The organism is Cryobacterium sp. TMT2-18-2, from assembly GCF_004402245.1.
GTDB lineage: Bacteria > Actinomycetota > Actinomycetes > Actinomycetales > Microbacteriaceae > Cryobacterium > Cryobacterium sandaracinum.
Genome location: NZ_SOFU01000023.1, coordinates 52,866 through 70,283, shown reverse-complemented (window position 1 = coordinate 70,283; position 17,418 = coordinate 52,866). Strand labels below are relative to the sequence as shown.

Below are 17,418 nucleotides of genomic sequence, written 5' to 3'. Positions count from 1 at the left end.
CTGAAAGGCTCGCATGCCCGAACTTCCTGAAGTGGAGGTCGTTCGCGCCGGCCTGGCGCCGGCCGTAACCGGCGCCGTGATCGCCGGCGTCGAGGTCTTCGAGCCACGATCCCTGCGTCGCCATGACTCCGCGAGCGGGCAGTTCGCCGACCTGTTGCAGAGCCGGGTTGCGCTCGCCGCCGTCCGCCGGGGTAAGTTCCTCTGGCTGCCGCTGGATTCCGGGCGCGCCCTGGTCGTGCACCTCGGAATGAGTGGTCAGGTGCTGCTGCGCAGCCCTGGATCGGACACGGACCGGCACCTGCGCATCCGTTTGCAGATCGAGCACCCGGAACACGGCGAGCTGTGGGTCAACTTCGTCGACCAGCGCATCTTCGGCGGTATGGCCGTGGACTCGATGCAGCCCACCCGCGACGGGCTGACGGCCGGGTACTCCGGGCTCGCAGGCGGCGCGACCGGGGCGGACGGGCTGGCCGGGTCAGGCCTGGACTGGTCGGGGCTGATCCCGTCGCAGGTGGCGCACATCGCGCGCGACCCGCTGGATCCGGGCTTCTCGGCGCCGCTCCTCCTGGCTGCCCTGGCCCGCAAGAAGACCGGGATCAAGCGCGCCCTGCTCGACCAGACTCTGATCAGCGGCATTGGGAACATCTACGCCGACGAGGCCCTCTTCGAGGCCCGGGTGCACTACGAGCAGCCGGCAGACTCCCTGTCGCCCGCGCACGGGCGGGCGCTGCTCGGCGCGGTCCGCAGCATCCTGAACCGGGCCCTGGCCGAGGGCGGCACCAGTTTCGATGCGCAATACGTGAACGTGAATGGTCAGTCCGGGTATTTTTCGCACAGCCTCAACGCCTACGGCCGGCAGGGTCTGCCGTGCCCCCGCTGCGGCACACTGCTCGTGCGGCAGCAGTTTATGAACCGCAGTTCACACCTCTGCCCGCGCTGCCAACGGCTGCGCTGAGGATCGCCGACCGCGGGAAAACTGTCTATTGAACACGAATACGAAACTTCGCCCGAGGAGCTGATGCCGCCGAGGTTGCGGAGTTCGTTGCGAGGGTGCCCTGGCAGGCGGCGATCGCCCGCGCGGTCACCGCCGACAAGCTCACCGAAGCCCTGACCCTGCTTCTCGTCGAGGCGTCGACGGTGAACACTAGCCAGGTCGTCAGACTCGCGCGGCGCATGCGCGACCGCCTCGACGAGGCCGGCAAAAGCCGCGTGGGCCACACGCATGCAGGACGACCCCCGCACCACGGACCAGATCGCCGCCGATGCCCGCGTGCACACTCGGGGCTCGGGGATTCAGGGCTCGGCAGGCTCGAGGGCCGGAGGGCCGCAGGGCCGGGTCAGAGGGCGTCGCGGCGCCAGGCTCCCTCGTAACCGAGCGGCACGAAACCGATGACCTCGTTGACCGTGAGCATGTGCCGGTTCTCCTCAGCGTTATAGGTCAACACCGACGGATGCCCGGGGCGCTCCGCCGCGAGCAGCTCGAGGTTTGCCACCTTCAGCAGCATCCCCAACCGGCGGCCGCGGTGCTCGCGCAGCACCAGCGTGTCCTCCTGACTGACCGCGCGGCGGGACTCCACCGGCACCTCCAGCTCGGTGAATCCCACGAGGTGGCCGCTCGGGCCATGCAGCACCGCCGAGGTCAGCGCCGTGCGCCTGCCGGCGGCAGCCTTCTGCTCCTTCTGCATGACACGCTCGGGCGTCCAGAGCTGCTCCGGTTCGGCCAGGCCGGCGCTCGGGGCATCCGTACTCATGCGCGTGTAGAGCACCGCCAGATCGGGCACCCAGTCCGGCGGGGTGCGATCGACCCACTGCAGCACTGAATAGTCCGGACCCGCATATCCGGCGGCGGCGTCGCGCAGGCGGCGGAGCTGCGTGGGATCCACCGGCAGGGTAAGCCGGCTGGCGCGCGCGACCTGCTCGAGGAGGTAGCCGCGGCCCTGAAGGAACCGAACCTCGGGGTTGCCGAGCGGAACCGAACCGAACCCGGTGGGGGAGTGGAGGCGCTCACCCGGCGCTGTCGGTGATGGAGCGTAGACGATCTGCACGCTGCGGCCCTCGGAGTGCGCGATCGCCTCGAGCCGGGCAGTGAGGGCTGAGCCGATGCCTCGCCGTCGGTACTCGGGAAGCACTTCCACGGCCAACCACGCGTGCTCGGCGGAATCCTCCGAAAGAGTCTCGTAGTGACCGCGCCCGACAATGCGTCCCTTGGACCGGGCCACGAAGAGGCGCTTGGGCTCCCACGCCTGCTTGAGCCAGCCCGGCAGGAGCTCCTTGGCGGTCAGCTCCAGGTCGGTGGTGCCGTACGCCTCGGCCTCGACCGTGTTGCGCACCCCGTTCGCCGCCTCGAAATCGGCCCAGCCGGGAGCGTGCGGCGCGGCGGGAATGGCGAGTTCGTCGATCTCGAAGCTGAAGGTCCCCATGATCGGCCAGCGTAGCGCTGCCCCGCCGCCCGGGCTCGGCCCCAGCCCCGAACCAATTCGACGGATGAAGCAGGAGAGCCGAGATTTTGCTCAAACCCGGCCCGAGACATCCGTCTCCGCTTCACATCGGCAAAATCCCCGTCGAATTCGTCGGGGACCGCACCTACCGCCGGGGACCGCGCCTACCGGGCGGTGGCGGCTGTATCCGGTACCGTTGCTGGGGGCGGCGCGCCGGGCGGCCGCGACCCGAGTCAGCGACGAAAGGGGGCGAAACCGTGTATCTGAAGAGCCTCACCCTCAAAGGCTTCAAATCCTTCGCCCACCCCACCACGTTCGCCTTCGAACCCGGCGTCACCTGTGTGGTCGGGCCCAACGGCTCGGGCAAGTCCAACGTCGTCGACGCACTCGCCTGGGTGATGGGCGAGCAGGGCGCGAAGACCCTTCGCGGCGGCAAGATGGAAGACGTCATTTTCGCCGGCACGTCCACCAAGGGCCCGCTCGGGCGGGCTGCCGTGACGCTGACCATCGACAACACGGATGGCGCGCTGCCGATCGACTACACCGAGGTCACCATCTCCCGCACCCTCTTTCGCAACGGCGCGAGTGAGTATGCGATCAACGGGCGCACCTGCCGCCTGCTCGACGTGCAGGAGCTGCTCAGCGACTCCGGCCTCGGCCGGGAGATGCACGTGATCGTGGGGCAGGGGCAGCTCGACGCCGTGCTGCGTGCCAGCCCCGAGGAGCGCCGCGGCTTCATCGAGGAGGCCGCCGGCATTCTCAAGCACCGTCGGCGCAAGGAGAAGACCCTCCGCAAGCTCGACGGCATGCAGGCCAACCTCACCCGGCTCAGCGACCTGGCCGGGGAGATCCGTCGGCAGCTCAAACCGCTCGGACGCCAGGCCGACATCGCCCGCGAGGCGCAGACCATCGCCGCCGTCGCCCGCGACGCCCGGGCCCGGCTCCTCGCCGACGACGTGGTCACGCTGCGTATCGCGCTCGACGCGCACGGCCGCACCGAGAGCGAGCGGCACGCCGAACGGCTCGTGCTGACCGAACAGCTCGAGACCCGGCAGCGGCGCCTGCGCCGACTCGAGCACGAGCAGATCGGCGACGCCGTCGACCAGGCCCGGCGCACGAACTTCGGCCTGGAATCCGTGCAGGAGCGCCTGCGCGGCCTCTACACCCTCGCCAACCAGCGGCTGGCCCTGCTCGGCTCGCAGGCCGAGTCCGTGGACGCCGGCCCCAGGGTGACCACGGCGATGCTGACGGATGCCGCCGCCGAGATCGACGCGCTGCGCAGCCGCATCGACGTGGCCGACTCCACCGGGGCTGCCGCCCGCGCGGCCACCGAGAAGGCCCGGGGCCGGCTCGACGCCCTCGACGAACAGATCGCCGCCCAGGCCGTGCTGGTCTCCCGGCACGACCTTCACCTCTCCCAGCTGACCGGGCAGGCCGAGACCGCCGCGGGCCGCCTGGCCTCCGTGCGCGGCGAGGTGCTGCGGCAGCAGAACGCCCTCAATGCCGCCCGTGGCCGGGTCGACACGGCGGAGGCACACCTCGCCGGACTCGCCGCTGACGCGGCGGCGCTCGACGCGGCCGCCGTCGACGCCGGCGAGAGCCACCCGGCCGAGGCCGCCGCCGCGGCCCGGTCCGCCGTCGCCCAGGCAGAGGTCGAGGTCGAACGCCTGCGCGACGAACTGCACCTCAGCGAACGCGAACGGGACGCCCTCGCCGCCCGCGCGGGGGCACTGAGCCTCGCCCTGGACCAGAAGGACGGCTCGGCGGCGCTGCTCGCTGCGGCGCCGGCGGGCATCCGTGGTCTGGTGGCCGAACACGTGCGCGTGCGGCCCGGCTACGAGGCCGCCATCGCCGCCGCCCTCGGCTCCCTCGCCGACGCCGTGCTCGCCGACACCCGGAGCGCGGCCGTCGACGCCATCGTGCGCGCCCGCGCCGACGATCTCGGCCGGGTCGATCTGATCGTGGCCGGCACGATCGACGCCGACGCGCCCGGTACCGGCACGACGGATGCCCTCGCACCCGGCACCCTGCCCGACCTCGCCGTGCAGCCCGGGCTGCTCTGGGCCGAATCGGTGATCGACGCTCCACCCGGGGTGCTCGGCCTGCTCCGGCGTACGGCGATCGCCGACGACCTCGATGCCGCCCGAGCCGCCGTGGACCGATTCGGATCCCGATCCGAGGAAGTGGAGACCGTTGGCGTGGAGACCGCCGCGTGCGCAGCCCTCCCGATCACCGTCATCACCCGGGCCGGAGACGTACTCAGCGACACCGTGCTGTGCGGTGGTTCCGGGGCCCGGCGCAGCCGCCTCGAGCTCATCGCCGACCGCGGTGCGGCCGCCGACTCGCTCGCAGCGGTGCGCACCCGGCTCGAGCAGGTCGTTGCCGACCTCGCCGAGGCCCGCGTCATGCTGTCCACCCGCAAGACCCAGGCCCAGGCGGCCGCCGCCCGGGTGCGGGCGTGCGAGTCCCGCACGACCGTGCAGGCCGAGAAGACCAACCGGGCCACTGTGCAGCTCGAGGCGGCCACCGCCGAACTGAGTCGGCTCTCCGCCGCCCTCCTGCTGCAGGCCGAAACCGTCGCCGCCCGCGAGGCCGAAAGCGAGACGGCCCACACCGCGCGGGACGAACAGCGCGCCCGGCCGCGCCCGGTGCCGGATACCGGGCCTCGCGACGCGCTCGTCGCCGCCCTCGAGGTCGCGCGCGAAGCCGAGGTCGAGGCCCGGCTCCAGGTTGAGACCGCCCGTGAACGCGTGCGCGCCGGGCAGGCGCGGGCCGACGCGCTCGCGAAACAGCAGACTGCCGCGCGGGCGGCGGCCGAGGAGGCAGCCCGGCGTGCGGTCATCCGTCGCCGTCAGGTGGATGCCGCCAGCCGGGTGGCCGAGGCGCTCCCGCTGGTGCTTGCCTCGGTCGACGCCTCCGTCAGCGAGGCCAGGCAGCGCCTGGCCACCGCCGAGGCGGAGCGCAGCAGCCAGAACGAGGAAATCGCGGCGCTGCGCCGGGAGGACAGCACCCTGCGCGCCCGGTTGCAGGCTGTCACCGAGACCGTGCACGGCCTGGAACTGGCCATCTACGAGAAGAAGCTGCACCTGTCCGGGCTGCTCGAGCGCGCCGTCAGCGACCTCGGTCTGACCGAAGACGTGCTCGTGGCCGAGTACGGGCCCGACCAGCCGATCCCGGGCGCCGTCCAGAACAGCGCAGACCCGACCGCCGAACCCGTCCGCTTCGACCGGGACGAGCAACAGCGCCGCCTCACCGTCGCCGAACGCCGCTACGCCCAGCTCGGCCGAGTGAACCCGCTGGCCCTCGAGGAGTTTGCCGCGCTCGAGCAGCGGCACCGCTTCCTCACTGAGCAGCTCACCGACCTCACCAACACGCGCCGCGACCTGCTCACCATCATCGAGGAGATCGACGAGAAGATGGGTGCCATCTTCGGCAGCGCCTTCGACGACACCCAGGCGGCGTTCGCCGAGGTGTTCCCGGTGCTGTTCCCGGGCGGGAGCGGCAGCATCCGTCTCACCGATCCCGACAGCCTGCTCACGACCGGCATCGAGGTTTCGGTCAAGCCCGCCGGCAAGAAGATCGAGCGGCTCTCACTGCTGTCAGGCGGGGAGCGCTCGCTCGCCGCCGTGGCCCTGCTGATCGCCATCTTCAAGGCCCGCCCGAGTCCGTTCTACATTATGGACGAGGTCGAGGCTGCCCTCGACGACGCCAACCTCGGCCGGCTGCTGACTATCTTCGAGGACCTGCGCACCACCAGCCAGCTCATCGTGATCACCCACCAGAAACGCACGATGGAGATCGCGGATGCCCTTTACGGCGTCTCGATGCGCCTCGATGGGGTCTCGGCCGTGGTCGGGCAGCGCATCGCGAAGGACGACGAGCAGGCATCCTGACACGTCGCCGCTGATCGCCGCTGATCGCCGCTGACGAGTGAAGAGTGCTAGCGCAGCGCGGCCAGGAGTCGCGCGCAGGCCTCGTCGACCCGGCGGCAGGCCATGCTGCAGGTGTGCCAGCCCGGATGCAGCCGGGCCATGTTCTCGCAGGCCGCGATCGATGCCCGGGCGGCCTCGCGGCAGGTTTCCAGCAGCGCGATGGTCGTCAGAGCGTCCTTCCGCGCATGCCAGGACAGCAGCCGGCTCGTCGACGAGCACACCTCGATGCAGTCCAGGTCGGCGAGGAAGCAGCGGGTGATGTCGCCGTTGCCCTCGATGCGGAGGCAGGCGTCCGCGCAGTCCTCGCTCACCGTCACGAGCGCGTCGCACGCCGCGATGCACCGGTTGATCCCGGTGCGCACACTGTCGGGCCCTGTGCTGACTGCCATGCCGACACCCTAGACCGGGTCCGGGCGGCTGTCGGGGGCTTGCGCATTCCTGCTCGGTTACGGGTGGTCGTTCCAGGACCGAAAGTCCCTCAGAACAGCACCCTCACACCGGGCTGATCGTCTCCGGCGTGTCCGGTCGCTGCACATCGACGAAGCCGAGGGCAACGGTCGGCTCCGGCCGCGCGGACGCCAGCGCACGCATCAGGGCGGCGACCGCCGCCGGGCCGTGCGGGAAGGAGGTGCCGTGGACGATGCCGACACCAGCGGGTGAGGTCTGGGCCGCCACCCAGCATTCTGCCGGGTCGAGTCGCTCGTGTGACGGCACGAGTCGCACGAACGAGCCTTATCGGGGCGGTGCCGCACCCGGTCCGCATTATCGGTTCGGGGGCCCTTCGCTCGGTACGCGCCGGCTGCGCCGCTTCGCGCGAAGCACACCTGGGGCGCAGCGGCGCAGGTACCGCGCGAGCCATAGGCTGTAGTCATGGCAGAACGCACCCCCTGGTCTCTCTCCGGCGCACTGCGCGGCATGTTCGCGAAGAAGCTCATCGACGCCGAGACGTGGGAAGACCTCGAAGACGCGCTCATCCAGGCCGACTTCGGTCCCAGCATCACCGAGGCGATCGTGGCCGACCTGCGGGCCAAGGTCGCCAGGTACAACACGACCGACCCGGCCGACCTGCAACGGATGCTGCGCGAAGGCCTCGAGGAACGGCTCTCCAAGCTCGACTCCACCCTCAACCTCAGCGCGCGGCCTGCCGTCGTGCTCGTCGTCGGCGTCAACGGCGTCGGCAAGACCACCACGATCGGCAAATTCGCGAAGTTCCTGCGCACCTACAACCGCAGCGTGCTGATCGGGGCGGCCGACACGTTCCGCGCGGCCGCTGTGGAACAGCTGGCCACCTGGGCCGAACGTGCCGGCGCCGACATCGTGCGGCCGCAGGCCCACGGCCAGGACCCGGCATCCGTCGCCTTCCAGACCGTCGAGCGGGCCATGCAAGACGGCACGGAGATCGTGATCATCGACACCGCCGGGCGGCTGCAGACCAAGGGCGGCCTGATGGACGAACTCACCAAGATCCGCAAGGTGATCGAGAAGCAGACCCCGATCGCCGAGGTGCTCCTCGTGCTCGACGCGACGACCGGCCAGAACGGCCTGGCCCAGGCCGAGGCCTTTATCCAGCATGCCGGCGTGACCGGGCTCGTTCTCACCAAACTGGACGGATCCGCCAAGGGCGGCTTCGTGCTCGCCGTGCAGGAGAAGACCGGCATCCCCATCAAGCTCGTGGGCCAGGGCGAGGGCATCAATGACCTCACCGGTTTCACGCCGCACGTTTTCGCACAAAAACTCGTCGGATAGGACAGTCATGACCATCGAACACGATTTCTTCGGAATTCTCGGCAGTGACGACGCTGCAGAGGTCTACTGGTCGGATTCGGCCGAGCTGGGCGACCAGGACGTGCAGATCGACCTCAGCTCCCCTGACGAGGAGTCCGTCTCGGCCGAAGCGCTCGACATTGCGGCGGCCATGGTCAACGACATCGAGGAACTCGATTCGCAGGCCCGCGAATCGCTCGTGGCCGACCTCAGCAAGGAGGGCTCGGTGACGGGCGCCTACATCACGACCGAACTCGACGAAATGGATCCCGAGGTTCTCGACGACGCCCTGATCTGGGATTCGGGCGACAAGCAGATCGATTTTCTGCGCTCCATCCAGCTGCAGCGGATCGGCTTCCACCCGCATCATTTCCGCAGCGAGGAGCACTTCGCGGTGCTCGAGTACTCGATCAGCCCCGATGACACCGACGCCCTGCTCGTGGTCACGATCGACGTGCACGGCGACCCCGTGCTGATCGCCGTCGAGCAGTAGCGCCGCTGTCCGGTCGGACGTCGGCGCTCCCTACTGGATGGTGCCCTTGGCCGGGTCGCCGAACGGCACGTTCTGCAGCACCGTGACGTCCGTGGCGGCGGCCAGTGCGTCATCCGTGAGCGCACCAAGCTCGGTGATTCCCGCGCCGGTCGCGTGCACCGCGAGGTCGGCGGCGCTGGCCCAGCGCTCGACCATGACCACCAGGTCACCGTCGGTGTGCGCGGCATACAGTTCGCAGCCGGGCTCGGCGTGCACCGTGGGGGAGACCACGGCGAACGCGTCCAAAATCTCCTGGCTGCGACCGGGCTTCGGGGTGAGTACGGCGACGACGACAACGGACATGCTGACTCCTGACTTCGGATGCGGTTTGCGCACCCGAACAACCGTAGGCTCCGCGACCGGTTAAACTAAACGCATCATGGCTACTTTTGGAAACCTCTCAGATCGCCTGGCCGAGACGTTCAAGAATCTCCGCACCAAGGGCAAGCTCAGCGCGGCGGATGTCGACGGCACCGTTCGCGAGATCCGGCGCGCGCTGCTCGACGCCGACGTTGCCCTCGAGGTGGTCAAGGACTTCACCGGCAAGGTGCGCGAGCGTGCCCTCGGCGACGAGGTCAGCACGGCGCTGAACCCGGCCCAGCAGGTCGTTAAGATCGTCAACGAGGAGCTCGTCGAGATCCTCGGCGGTCAGCAGCGCCGACTCGAATTCGCCAAGAAGCCGCCGACCATCATCATGCTCGCCGGCCTCCAGGGTGCCGGTAAGACCACTCTTGCCGGCAAGCTCGCCAAGTGGCTCGCCAAAGACGGCCACACCCCGATCCTGGTCGCAGCCGACCTGCAGCGCCCCAACGCGGTCACCCAGCTCGAGGTCGTCGGCGCCCAGGCGGGCGTGCCCGTCTACGCGCCCGAGCCCGGCAACGGCGTCGGCAACCCGGTCAAGGTCGCCCGCGACGGCGTCAAGTACGCCCAACAGAAGATGCACGACGTGGTCATCGTCGACACCGCCGGACGCCTCGGCGTCGACGCGGAGATGATGAAGCAGGCCGCGGACATCCGCACGGCCATCGACCCCGACGAAGTGCTCTTCGTGATCGACGCCATGATCGGCCAGGATGCCGTGGCCACCGCCAAGGCGTTCCAGGACAGCGTCGACTTCACCGGCGTGGTGCTCTCCAAACTCGACGGTGACGCGCGAGGCGGTGCGGCCCTGTCGGTGGCCTCGATCACCGGCCGCCCCATCATGTTCGCGTCGACCGGTGAGAGCCTCGACGACTTCGAGCCGTTCCACCCCGACCGCATGGCCAGCCGCATCCTCGACCTCGGTGACATCCTTACCCTGATCGAGCAGGCGCAGGGTGCCTTCGACGAAGACGAAGCGCGCAAGATGGCGGAGAAGTTCTCCACCGACAGTTTCACCCTCGACGACTTCCTCGGCCAGATGCAGCAGCTGCGCAACATGGGTTCGATCAAGAAGATGATGAGCATGCTCCCGGGCGCCGGCGCCATGAAGCAGCAGCTCGAGAACTTCGACGAGCGCGAGATCGTGCGCACGGAGGCCATCATCCAGTCGATGACCAAGGCCGAGCGCACCACCCCGAAGCTGTTGAACGGATCCCGCCGGCTGCGCATAGCCCGCGGCGCCGGCTCGACCGTGACCGAGGTCAACCAGCTCGTGTCCCGGTTCGAGCAGGCCGCCAAGATGATGAAGACGGTTGCCAAGGGCGGCATGCCCAACATCCCCGGAATGGGCCCGGTCCCCGGCGGCATGGGCGGCGGCGGCCGTGGCAAGCCACAGCCCAAGAAGAAGGGCTCGAAGTCGGGCAACCCGGCCAAGCGCGCGGCGGAGAACATGGCGATCGCGTCCGGTGAGAGGCCCGCTGGCGCGGGCCCCGGTGCGGGCGGCGGCACGGGCTTCGGCCTCGGCGGCGCCGGGAAGGCCGGCGGTCCCACCGAAGACGAGATGGCCGCCCTGCAGAAGATGCTCGGCCGGTGACACTTCGCCGCAAACGCTGAGCCGCTGACTGGGCTGCGGATGCGCCCGGCCGCCGGTTTAGGATGAGCGCATGACCTCCTCCACGCCGACTTCCACGCCGTCCTCCACGGCCGGCCGGGTACGTATCGGTGTGCAAATCGCCCCGCAGCACGCCCTCTATCCGAAGATCCGGGTGACCGTGGCGGAGGTCGAGGCCCTGGGCACGGACATCGCGTTCGACTGGGACCACTTCTTTCCGCTCTCCGGCGAGAAGAACGGCCTCCACTTCGAGTCCTGGACGCTCCTCGCGGCCTGGGCGGAGCAGACCTCCACCATCGAGCTGGGCGCGCTGGTCAACTGCAACGGCTACCGCAACCCCGACCTGCAGGCCGACATGGCGCGCACCATCGACCACATCAGCGGCGGCCGGTTCATCTTCGGCACCGGCTCCGGCTGGTTCGAGCGCGACTACGACGAGTACGGCTTCGAGTTCGGCACCGCGGGCACCCGCCTGGACGCCCTCGAGGCCGACCTCCCGCGGATCGAGGCGCGCTGGGCGAAGCTGAACCCGCCGCCCCTGCGCGACATCCCGGTGCTGATCGGCGGCGGGGGCGAGAAGAAGACCCTCCGAATCGTGGCGAGACATGCGGACATCTGGCATTCGTTTTCCACTCCGGCGGTGCTCGAGCACAAGCTCGGCGTGCTCTCGAAGTGGTGTGACACGGTGGGCCGGGACCTCTCCGAGATCGAGATCTCGACCGAACTGCGGTCCCGCACCGTGACCGAGGCCGACGAGCTCTATGACCTTGGCGCCCGCCTGTTCACCCTTGGGCTGTCCGGCCCGCACTACGACCTGGCCTCGCTCACTGACTGGCTCGCCTGGCGCGACCAAAAAAACGCGCTCGAGACGGGCTGCGCCCGAGATGCGTGAGTCCTTATCGAGTGGTGGTAACGCTCCCGGAACGCACTCACGGCCCGTGTCACGGTCCGCTGCCTGCCTGCCTGAGTCGACATCACGAACACCCGGCTCGGAACCCCCAAGCCGCGATCCCGCATCGTCCGCGGCCATGAGGGCTCACTCAGCTATGCGGGGAGGCCCGTGCGGAGTTCGCTGGTCAGCGCCTTCACGACGGCAGGCAGGCTGCCGCCGTGCGCCTCGGCGACCCGCAGCTGCCGCTGGTAGCTCGCACCCCCGGTGATGATCCGGTTCAGGCTCTGCAGCTCGCCCAGGCAGCCCAGTCGCTCGGCGACGGGGGAGAGGATGCCGATCAGCCGGCGCACATCGTCGGTCACCAGGCTTTCGGCGCCCGCGGCATCCGTGATGATCTCGGCGTCCAGGCCGTAGCGAGCGGCCCGCCATTTGTTCTCGCGAACGAACCACGGCTGCATCGACCCGACCGTCTCGCCGGCGTCGAGACGCCCCGACATCCAGTCGACCAGGCACTGGATGAACGCGGCGATGGCGCCGAGTTCCTCCGTCGTGGACACGCCGTCGCAGGCGCGCACCTCGATGGTTCCCCATCGCGGCGACGGACGGATGTCCCAGCGCACCTCGGTCTCATCCTCAATCACCCCGGTGGCGGTCATATCGGCCACGTAGCGCTCCCAGGCCTCCCAGTCGTGCAGGATCCACGGCAGGCCGGCGGTGGGCAACTGCTGGAACATGAGAGCGCGGTTGGAGGCGTAGCCGGTGTTCACGCCGGCCCAGAACGGGCTCGACGCCGACAGGGCCTGCAGGTGCGGCAGGTAGCCGAGCAGGCCGTTCAAAATCGGGATGACCTTGGCCTTGTCCTCGATCCCCACATGCACGTGGATGCCCCAGATCATCATGTTGCGGCCCCACCACTGGGTGCGGTCGATCAACCGGTGGTAGCGGGCCTTGTCCGTGACCTTCTGGTCGAACCACTGGCTGAACGGATGCGACCCGCTACAGATGAGTTCGACGCCCCGCGGATCCGTGATGGCGCGCACCTCGTCAACCTGGGCGGCGACATCCGTGACGGCGCCCGCAACTGTACGGTGCACCCCCGACACGAGTTCGACTGTGTTCAGAAGCAATTCCCCGGTGATGTGCGGATGCGGCGTGCCGTCGCGCGCGGCCAGAGCCGTCAGCACCTCATCTGCCAGGCAGACCAGGTCACCCGACTCGCGATCGACGAGGGCGAGTTCCCACTCGATGCCAATGGTGGACCGTAACGACCGGGCAAATTCGATCCCCATGCGCGGTCCTTCCGATCCTGGTTCAACCCTACGAGCGCGGGTGTGTGACAATCCTGACACCGATTGGCGAAGCGGCGCTCCAGCCGGCCGCGAGTCCGGTGATGACCGCGCCGCCCAGCCGGTCGATTATCAGAAAGTCGTCGATGTCTGACAGAATCATTAGTCGAGTTCTCTTGCGTCCGACCCTCTACTCAGGCGCAGGAAAAAACCTTATTGAGCTTGTGCCGAGTGTGCCCCCACGCTCACGGCCCTCAGTTCGCCAAAAATCAAATACACAGGAGAATTGTGGCTGTCAAAATTCGTTTGAAGCGCATGGGCAAGATCCGTGCACCGTACTACCGCATCGTCGTTGCCGACGCGCGCACCAAGCGCGATGGTCGTGTCATCGAAGAGATCGGCGTCTACCACCCCACGCAGGAGCCCTCCGTCATCGAGGTCAAGTCCGAGCGTGCCCTGTACTGGCTGGGCGTTGGAGCACAGCCGACAGAGCAGGTTGAGGCTCTCCTCAAGCTGACCGGCGACTGGGGCATCTTCAAGGGTGACAAGAACGCCGTCAGTACCGTGAAGTTCAAGGAGCCGAAGGCTCCGTTCGTCGCCGACGAGAAGAAGAAGCCGGTTCTGAAGCCGAAGGCCGACAAGCCTGTGGCCAAGGAAGAGGCACCCAAGGAGACCGAGGCTGCCGCGGAGGCAACCGAAGAGGACAAGGCGTAATTTTGCTCGCTCCCGCGCTTGAGCACCTCGTCAAGGGGATCGTTGATCACCCGGACGATGTGCATGTTGTGACCCAGACGTCCCCTCGGGGCGAGGTTCTTGAGGTTCGTGTGAGCCCCGAGGACCTCGGCCGCGTGATCGGGCGTTCCGGGCGCACCGCCAAGGCACTGCGCACCCTCGTGGCCGCGCTGGCCGACGGCCGCCGCGTGCGCGTTGACGTCGTCGACACCGATTACTGAACTGGTAAATGAGTAGTTGGATATGAGTTCGGTGAACGACAGTACGACTCCGCGCAGCCAGTTGAGGGTGGGGCGCCTGACCAAGGCGCACGGCCTCAAGGGAGCGATCAAGCTGGAATTGTTCACGGATGACCCGGGGCGTCGTTTCGTCCCGGGCGCCGTGTTCACGCTGCAGGTCCCCACGGGTTCACCCTGGCACGGCAAGAAAATCGAGCTCGTCGAGCTCCGCTGGTACAACCAGCACGCGGTCGGCTTCTTCAAGGATGTCCCCGACCGCGAAGCGGCCGAAGCCCTGGCCAAAGCGATCCTCTGGATCGACCAGGACGACGCGGAACAGTCCGGCGAAGAAGACGCCTGGTACGACCACCAGCTGATCGGCCTCTCCGTCGTGCGCGACGGCGTCCAGATCGGAACCATCGCGCGGCTGGAGCACCTTCCCGCGCAGGACCTGTTGATCGTGAAGACCCCCGCCGCCGAGGTCATGATCCCCTTCGTGAAGGCCATCGTGCCCTCCGTCGACATCGCGACCGGCATCGTCACCATCACCCCGCCTCCCGGCTTGCTCGAAGAGCTCCCGGAGGAACCGGACGACGACGATGACAACGCCGTCGATGACAACGTCGGCAATAGTGACAACACCGCAGCCACGGCTGCCCCCGAAACTGGATCAGAACCCCAGGCCGAGATCGACGGAGCCCCCGGCCGGAGCTGAAACACGTCCTCGGGGAGAGGCGCGCCGCGCCCGACCGTCTCCCCACCTCGTCACGACGCGGCAGACCTCTTATAGGAGCACCGTCGCATGTCGTACGTTAAACCGAGCCAACTCATCGATGACATTACTCACTCCGGTGTGCTTAAAACGCAATTGACCCTGGGGCAAATGGCGATGCGGGGGGTGCTGGCCGGGGCGATTCTCGGAGCGGCCACGACCGTCGCCTTAACCGCCACGGCTCAGACCGGCCTGCCCATCGTCGGGGCCGTGCTCTTCCCGGTCGGCTTCGCGATGATCCTGTTGTTGGGTCTCGAGCTGGTCACCGGTAGCTTCGCTCTTGTCCCGCTTGCGATCATGGAAAGGCGCACGACGGTCACCCGGGGACTCAGGAACTTCTTCGTGGTCATTCTCGCCCACCTCTTCGGGGCCGGACTGTACGCCGTCCTCTACACGACGTCGATCACGTATCTGGGCACGGACATGTCCGACCCGATGGTCCAGGCCATCATCGACCTCGCCGAGCACAAGGTGCTGCCCTACGAGGCGGTCGGTGCCGGCGGCATCCTTGTCGTGATCATCAAGGCCATGCTCTGCAACTGGATGGTCGCCATCGGCACCATCATGTTCTACACGTCCACGTCCACGGCGGGCAAGGTCCTCGCGATGTGGCTGCCTGTGACGACCTTCTTCAGCCTCGGCCTCGAGCACGCTATCGTCAACATGTTCGCCATTCCGGCCGGCATCATGCTCGGCGCCGACGTCACGGTTGGCCAATGGTGGGTATGGAACCAGGCCCCGGTTCTCCTCGGCAACGTCCTCGGGGCCATCCTCTTCACCGCGCTGCCCATCTACTTCTCGCACCGCACCCATGTGAACCGCGCCCCGGCATCCGGTGACGCAGGCGACGTCGACGCGGAGGTGGCCGCCGAGACGACCGAGCATGCCGAACCGACGCTCGTTCGCTCGTAGACTGCTCCCGTGCGTATCGACATCATCACGATCTTTCCGGAGTTCTTCTCCGTCCTCGACGTCTCCCTGGTCGGCAAGGCCCGGCAATCGGGGCTGATCGACCTTCGGGTGCACAACCTGCGCGACCACACCCACGACCGGCACCACTCCGTCGACGACACGCCCTACGGCGGCGGCGCCGGCATGGTGATGAAGCCGGAGCCATGGGGTGACGCGATCGACGCGATCCTCACCGACGTGCACCCGGGTGGCGAGCCGACGGATGCATCCGCCATGCCCGAAACGACGGATGCCGGTCCGCTCCTGATCTTCCCGTCCCCGGCCGGGGAGTTGTTCACGCAGGCCATGGCCCGGGAGCTGGCCGAGGAATCGAATCTCATCTTCGGCTGCGGACGTTACGAGGGCATCGACCAGCGGGTCTTCGACCACTTCGAGCAGGACGGCCGGGTGCGCCTGGTCAGTCTCGGCGACTACGTGCTCAACGGGGGAGAGGTGGCCGTGATGGCCATGATCGAGGCCGTCGGTCGTCTGATCCCGGGGGTCGTCGGCAACCCGGAAAGCCTTGTCGAGGAGTCCCACGAGGACGGCCTCCTCGAATATCCGAGCTACACGAAGCCCGCGGCGTGGCGCGGCCTCGACGTTCCCTCGGTGTTGCTCAGTGGCAACCATGGCGCCGTCGCCGCGTGGCGGCGGGAGCAGCAATTCTTGCGCACGGCGCGGGTGCGCCCGGACCTTCTGCCGCCAGCGAACTGAGCTCGCCGGCGCAGGTCGCCCGGGTAGTCTGGTGTCGTGTTCGTACGCAGATTCTTCTACTACTGGCAGTTCATTGCCGTCCTCGTGCTTCCGGCGTGGCTCCTGGTCGGCGCCTCCGTTTACGGCAGCGGCGGCTGGGACGTGGTCGGCAGCTTCTTCAGCGGCCTCGTGGTCGGTGTGGGCCTGCTCGCCGTGAGCATGATCTTCTTCGCCCGCACCGAGGTGCGCAGCACCCGCATGGTGTCGTGGGCCGACGTGGGCATCCTCACGCTCTGGCACGCCCTGATCGTGGGCATGGGGTTCACCTACGACGTCGCGCCGGGCCTCGCCGCGCTGGTGATCGTGGTCGGAATCGGCGCGTTCTGGTTCGCCATCTGGGAGCTGATCGCCGCCGCCCGCCGCAGCATGCGGGCCATGATGCTCCTGGTCGAGGAGACGGCGAGGGGCCCCGCGTTCCCGCCGAGCGTGCCGCCCACGCTGCCGCCGACCGACGGTTTCAGCGCCACCCCGGATCCCTCCGTCATCATCGTGCGCGAGCATCCACTCCACCCGCCCGAGGAGTCGGTCGAGAATAAGGAATCCGGGAAGAAGCACGGTCAGGCGCCGGAGGCCTGACCTTCACCCAGCTTTTGCGGGGGTGGTGCGTTTCGTGACATAATCATCGCTTGTGCCGTGGCAAGCCTCTGCCACAGGGGAGCTGCAACGTATCGGCACGAAACACACTCATTCATTTGCGGATTCGCACGCCTCGCGTGTCGCATCGCATAAGCCGTAGTCGTCCTGTGGCGGATACAGAGAGCGAACAGTATGCATATTCTCGACCAGGTGGATGCCCCATCCCTCCGCAAGGACATCCCGGCGTTCCGCGCCGGCGACACCGTCAAGGTCCACGTCAACATCGTTGAGGGCGCTCGCTCTCGTGTGCAGGTTTTCCAGGGAGTCGTCATCGGACGCTCCGGCGAAGGCGTGCGCGAAACGTTCTGCGTTCGCAAGGTCAGCTTCCAGGTCGGCGTCGAGCGTACCTTCCCGGTGCACTCCCCGGTGATCGACCGCATCGAGGTCATCACCCGTGGTGACGTGCGTCGCGCGAAGCTGTACTACCTGCGCAACCTGCGCGGCAAGAAGGCCAAGATCAAGGAGAAGCGCGACTAACACCCGTCGCAGTCGACTCCCGGCTTGCGCTGGATTCCCCCTGAGCTCCTCACCCGTACACTG

18 protein-coding genes are annotated in these 17,418 nt (G+C 68.2%); 13 read left to right on the top strand and 5 right to left on the bottom strand.

The window, feature by feature from the left end:
* Positions 1-13 precede the first annotated feature (13 nt).
* Positions 14-955, top strand: coding sequence for an Fpg/Nei family DNA glycosylase (locus E3O22_RS07495; RefSeq protein WP_134394158.1), 942 nt, complete (start codon positions 14-16; stop codon positions 953-955).
* Between the two features lie 382 nt (positions 956-1,337).
* Here E3O22_RS07495 and E3O22_RS07490 read toward each other — a convergent pair whose 3' ends face one another.
* Entirely contained in the window at positions 1,338-2,420 is a 1,083-nt protein-coding gene (locus tag E3O22_RS07490) for a GNAT family N-acetyltransferase (RefSeq protein ID WP_134394157.1), read from the bottom strand.
* Positions 2,421-2,695: 275 nt separating this feature from the next.
* Here E3O22_RS07490 and smc point away from each other — a divergent pair, with 275 nt between their 5' ends.
* Positions 2,696-6,331, top strand: coding sequence for a chromosome segregation protein SMC (smc, locus tag E3O22_RS07485; protein ID WP_134397088.1), 3,636 nt, complete (start codon positions 2,696-2,698; stop codon positions 6,329-6,331).
* 47 nt (positions 6,332-6,378) lie between these two features.
* Here smc and E3O22_RS07480 read toward each other — a convergent pair whose 3' ends face one another.
* Positions 6,379-6,759, bottom strand: a complete 381-nt coding sequence (locus E3O22_RS07480) for a four-helix bundle copper-binding protein (protein WP_134396320.1) — start codon at positions 6,757-6,759, stop codon at positions 6,379-6,381.
* A 103-nt stretch (positions 6,760-6,862) separates the two neighbouring features.
* Positions 6,863-7,093, bottom strand: a complete 231-nt coding sequence (locus E3O22_RS07475) for a hypothetical protein (RefSeq protein ID WP_134396319.1) — start codon at positions 7,091-7,093, stop codon at positions 6,863-6,865.
* Positions 7,094-7,240: 147 nt separating this feature from the next.
* Here E3O22_RS07475 and ftsY point away from each other — a divergent pair, with 147 nt between their 5' ends.
* A complete protein-coding gene (ftsY, locus tag E3O22_RS07470) occupies positions 7,241-8,116 on the top strand; it encodes a signal recognition particle-docking protein FtsY (protein ID WP_134396317.1) in 876 nt (291 codons plus the stop codon).
* A gap of 7 nt (positions 8,117-8,123) precedes the next feature.
* On the top strand, positions 8,124-8,627 hold the full coding sequence (locus E3O22_RS07465) for a DUF2004 domain-containing protein (protein WP_166784589.1): 504 nt from the start codon (positions 8,124-8,126) through the stop codon (positions 8,625-8,627).
* Between the two features lie 30 nt (positions 8,628-8,657).
* Here E3O22_RS07465 and E3O22_RS07460 read toward each other — a convergent pair whose 3' ends face one another.
* Positions 8,658-8,969, bottom strand: a complete 312-nt coding sequence (locus E3O22_RS07460; RefSeq protein ID WP_134396314.1) for a putative quinol monooxygenase — start codon at positions 8,967-8,969, stop codon at positions 8,658-8,660.
* Between the two features lie 76 nt (positions 8,970-9,045).
* On the opposite strand from E3O22_RS07460, the gene ffh reads away from it, so the two are divergent.
* Both ffh and E3O22_RS07450 read left to right on the top strand, forming a co-directional pair.
* Entirely contained in the window at positions 9,046-10,620 is a 1,575-nt protein-coding gene (gene ffh, locus E3O22_RS07455) for a signal recognition particle protein (protein ID WP_134396312.1), read from the top strand.
* 70 nt (positions 10,621-10,690) lie between these two features.
* The gene (locus tag E3O22_RS07450) at positions 10,691-11,530 is read left to right on the top strand and encodes an LLM class F420-dependent oxidoreductase (protein WP_134396310.1); all 840 of its coding nucleotides are present in this window, start codon (positions 10,691-10,693) and stop codon (positions 11,528-11,530) included.
* A 152-nt stretch (positions 11,531-11,682) separates the two neighbouring features.
* On the opposite strand, the gene E3O22_RS07445 is transcribed toward E3O22_RS07450, so the two are convergent.
* Positions 11,683-12,819, bottom strand: coding sequence for a glutamate--cysteine ligase (locus E3O22_RS07445; protein ID WP_134396308.1), 1,137 nt, complete (start codon positions 12,817-12,819; stop codon positions 11,683-11,685).
* 285 nt (positions 12,820-13,104) lie between these two features.
* Between E3O22_RS07445 and rpsP the strand changes: the two genes are divergently transcribed.
* The 7 genes from rpsP to rplS all read left to right on the top strand — a co-directional run bounded on the left by rpsP (position 13,105) and on the right by rplS (position 17,355).
* Complete coding sequence (rpsP, locus tag E3O22_RS07440) at positions 13,105-13,530, top strand: 30S ribosomal protein S16 (protein WP_134396306.1); 426 nt, start codon at positions 13,105-13,107, stop codon at positions 13,528-13,530.
* A gap of 2 nt (positions 13,531-13,532) precedes the next feature.
* The gene (locus E3O22_RS07435) at positions 13,533-13,769 is read left to right on the top strand and encodes an RNA-binding protein (RefSeq protein ID WP_134396304.1); all 237 of its coding nucleotides are present in this window, start codon (positions 13,533-13,535) and stop codon (positions 13,767-13,769) included.
* A gap of 22 nt (positions 13,770-13,791) precedes the next feature.
* Positions 13,792-14,481 carry a ribosome maturation factor RimM gene (gene rimM, locus E3O22_RS07430; RefSeq protein WP_134396302.1) on the top strand — a complete coding sequence of 230 codons (690 nt, stop codon included), beginning with the start codon at positions 13,792-13,794 and terminating at the stop codon, positions 14,479-14,481.
* 87 nt (positions 14,482-14,568) lie between these two features.
* A complete protein-coding gene (locus tag E3O22_RS07425; protein WP_134396300.1) occupies positions 14,569-15,450 on the top strand; it encodes a formate/nitrite transporter family protein in 882 nt (293 codons plus the stop codon).
* A gap of 9 nt (positions 15,451-15,459) precedes the next feature.
* A complete protein-coding gene (gene trmD, locus E3O22_RS07420) occupies positions 15,460-16,203 on the top strand; it encodes a tRNA (guanosine(37)-N1)-methyltransferase TrmD (RefSeq protein ID WP_134396299.1) in 744 nt (247 codons plus the stop codon).
* 36 nt (positions 16,204-16,239) lie between these two features.
* On the top strand, positions 16,240-16,818 hold the full coding sequence (locus E3O22_RS07415; RefSeq protein ID WP_134396297.1) for an MFS transporter: 579 nt from the start codon (positions 16,240-16,242) through the stop codon (positions 16,816-16,818).
* A gap of 192 nt (positions 16,819-17,010) precedes the next feature.
* Entirely contained in the window at positions 17,011-17,355 is a 345-nt protein-coding gene (gene rplS / locus E3O22_RS07410) for a 50S ribosomal protein L19 (protein ID WP_104169856.1), read from the top strand.
* The last annotated feature ends 63 nt before the right edge of the window (positions 17,356-17,418 follow it).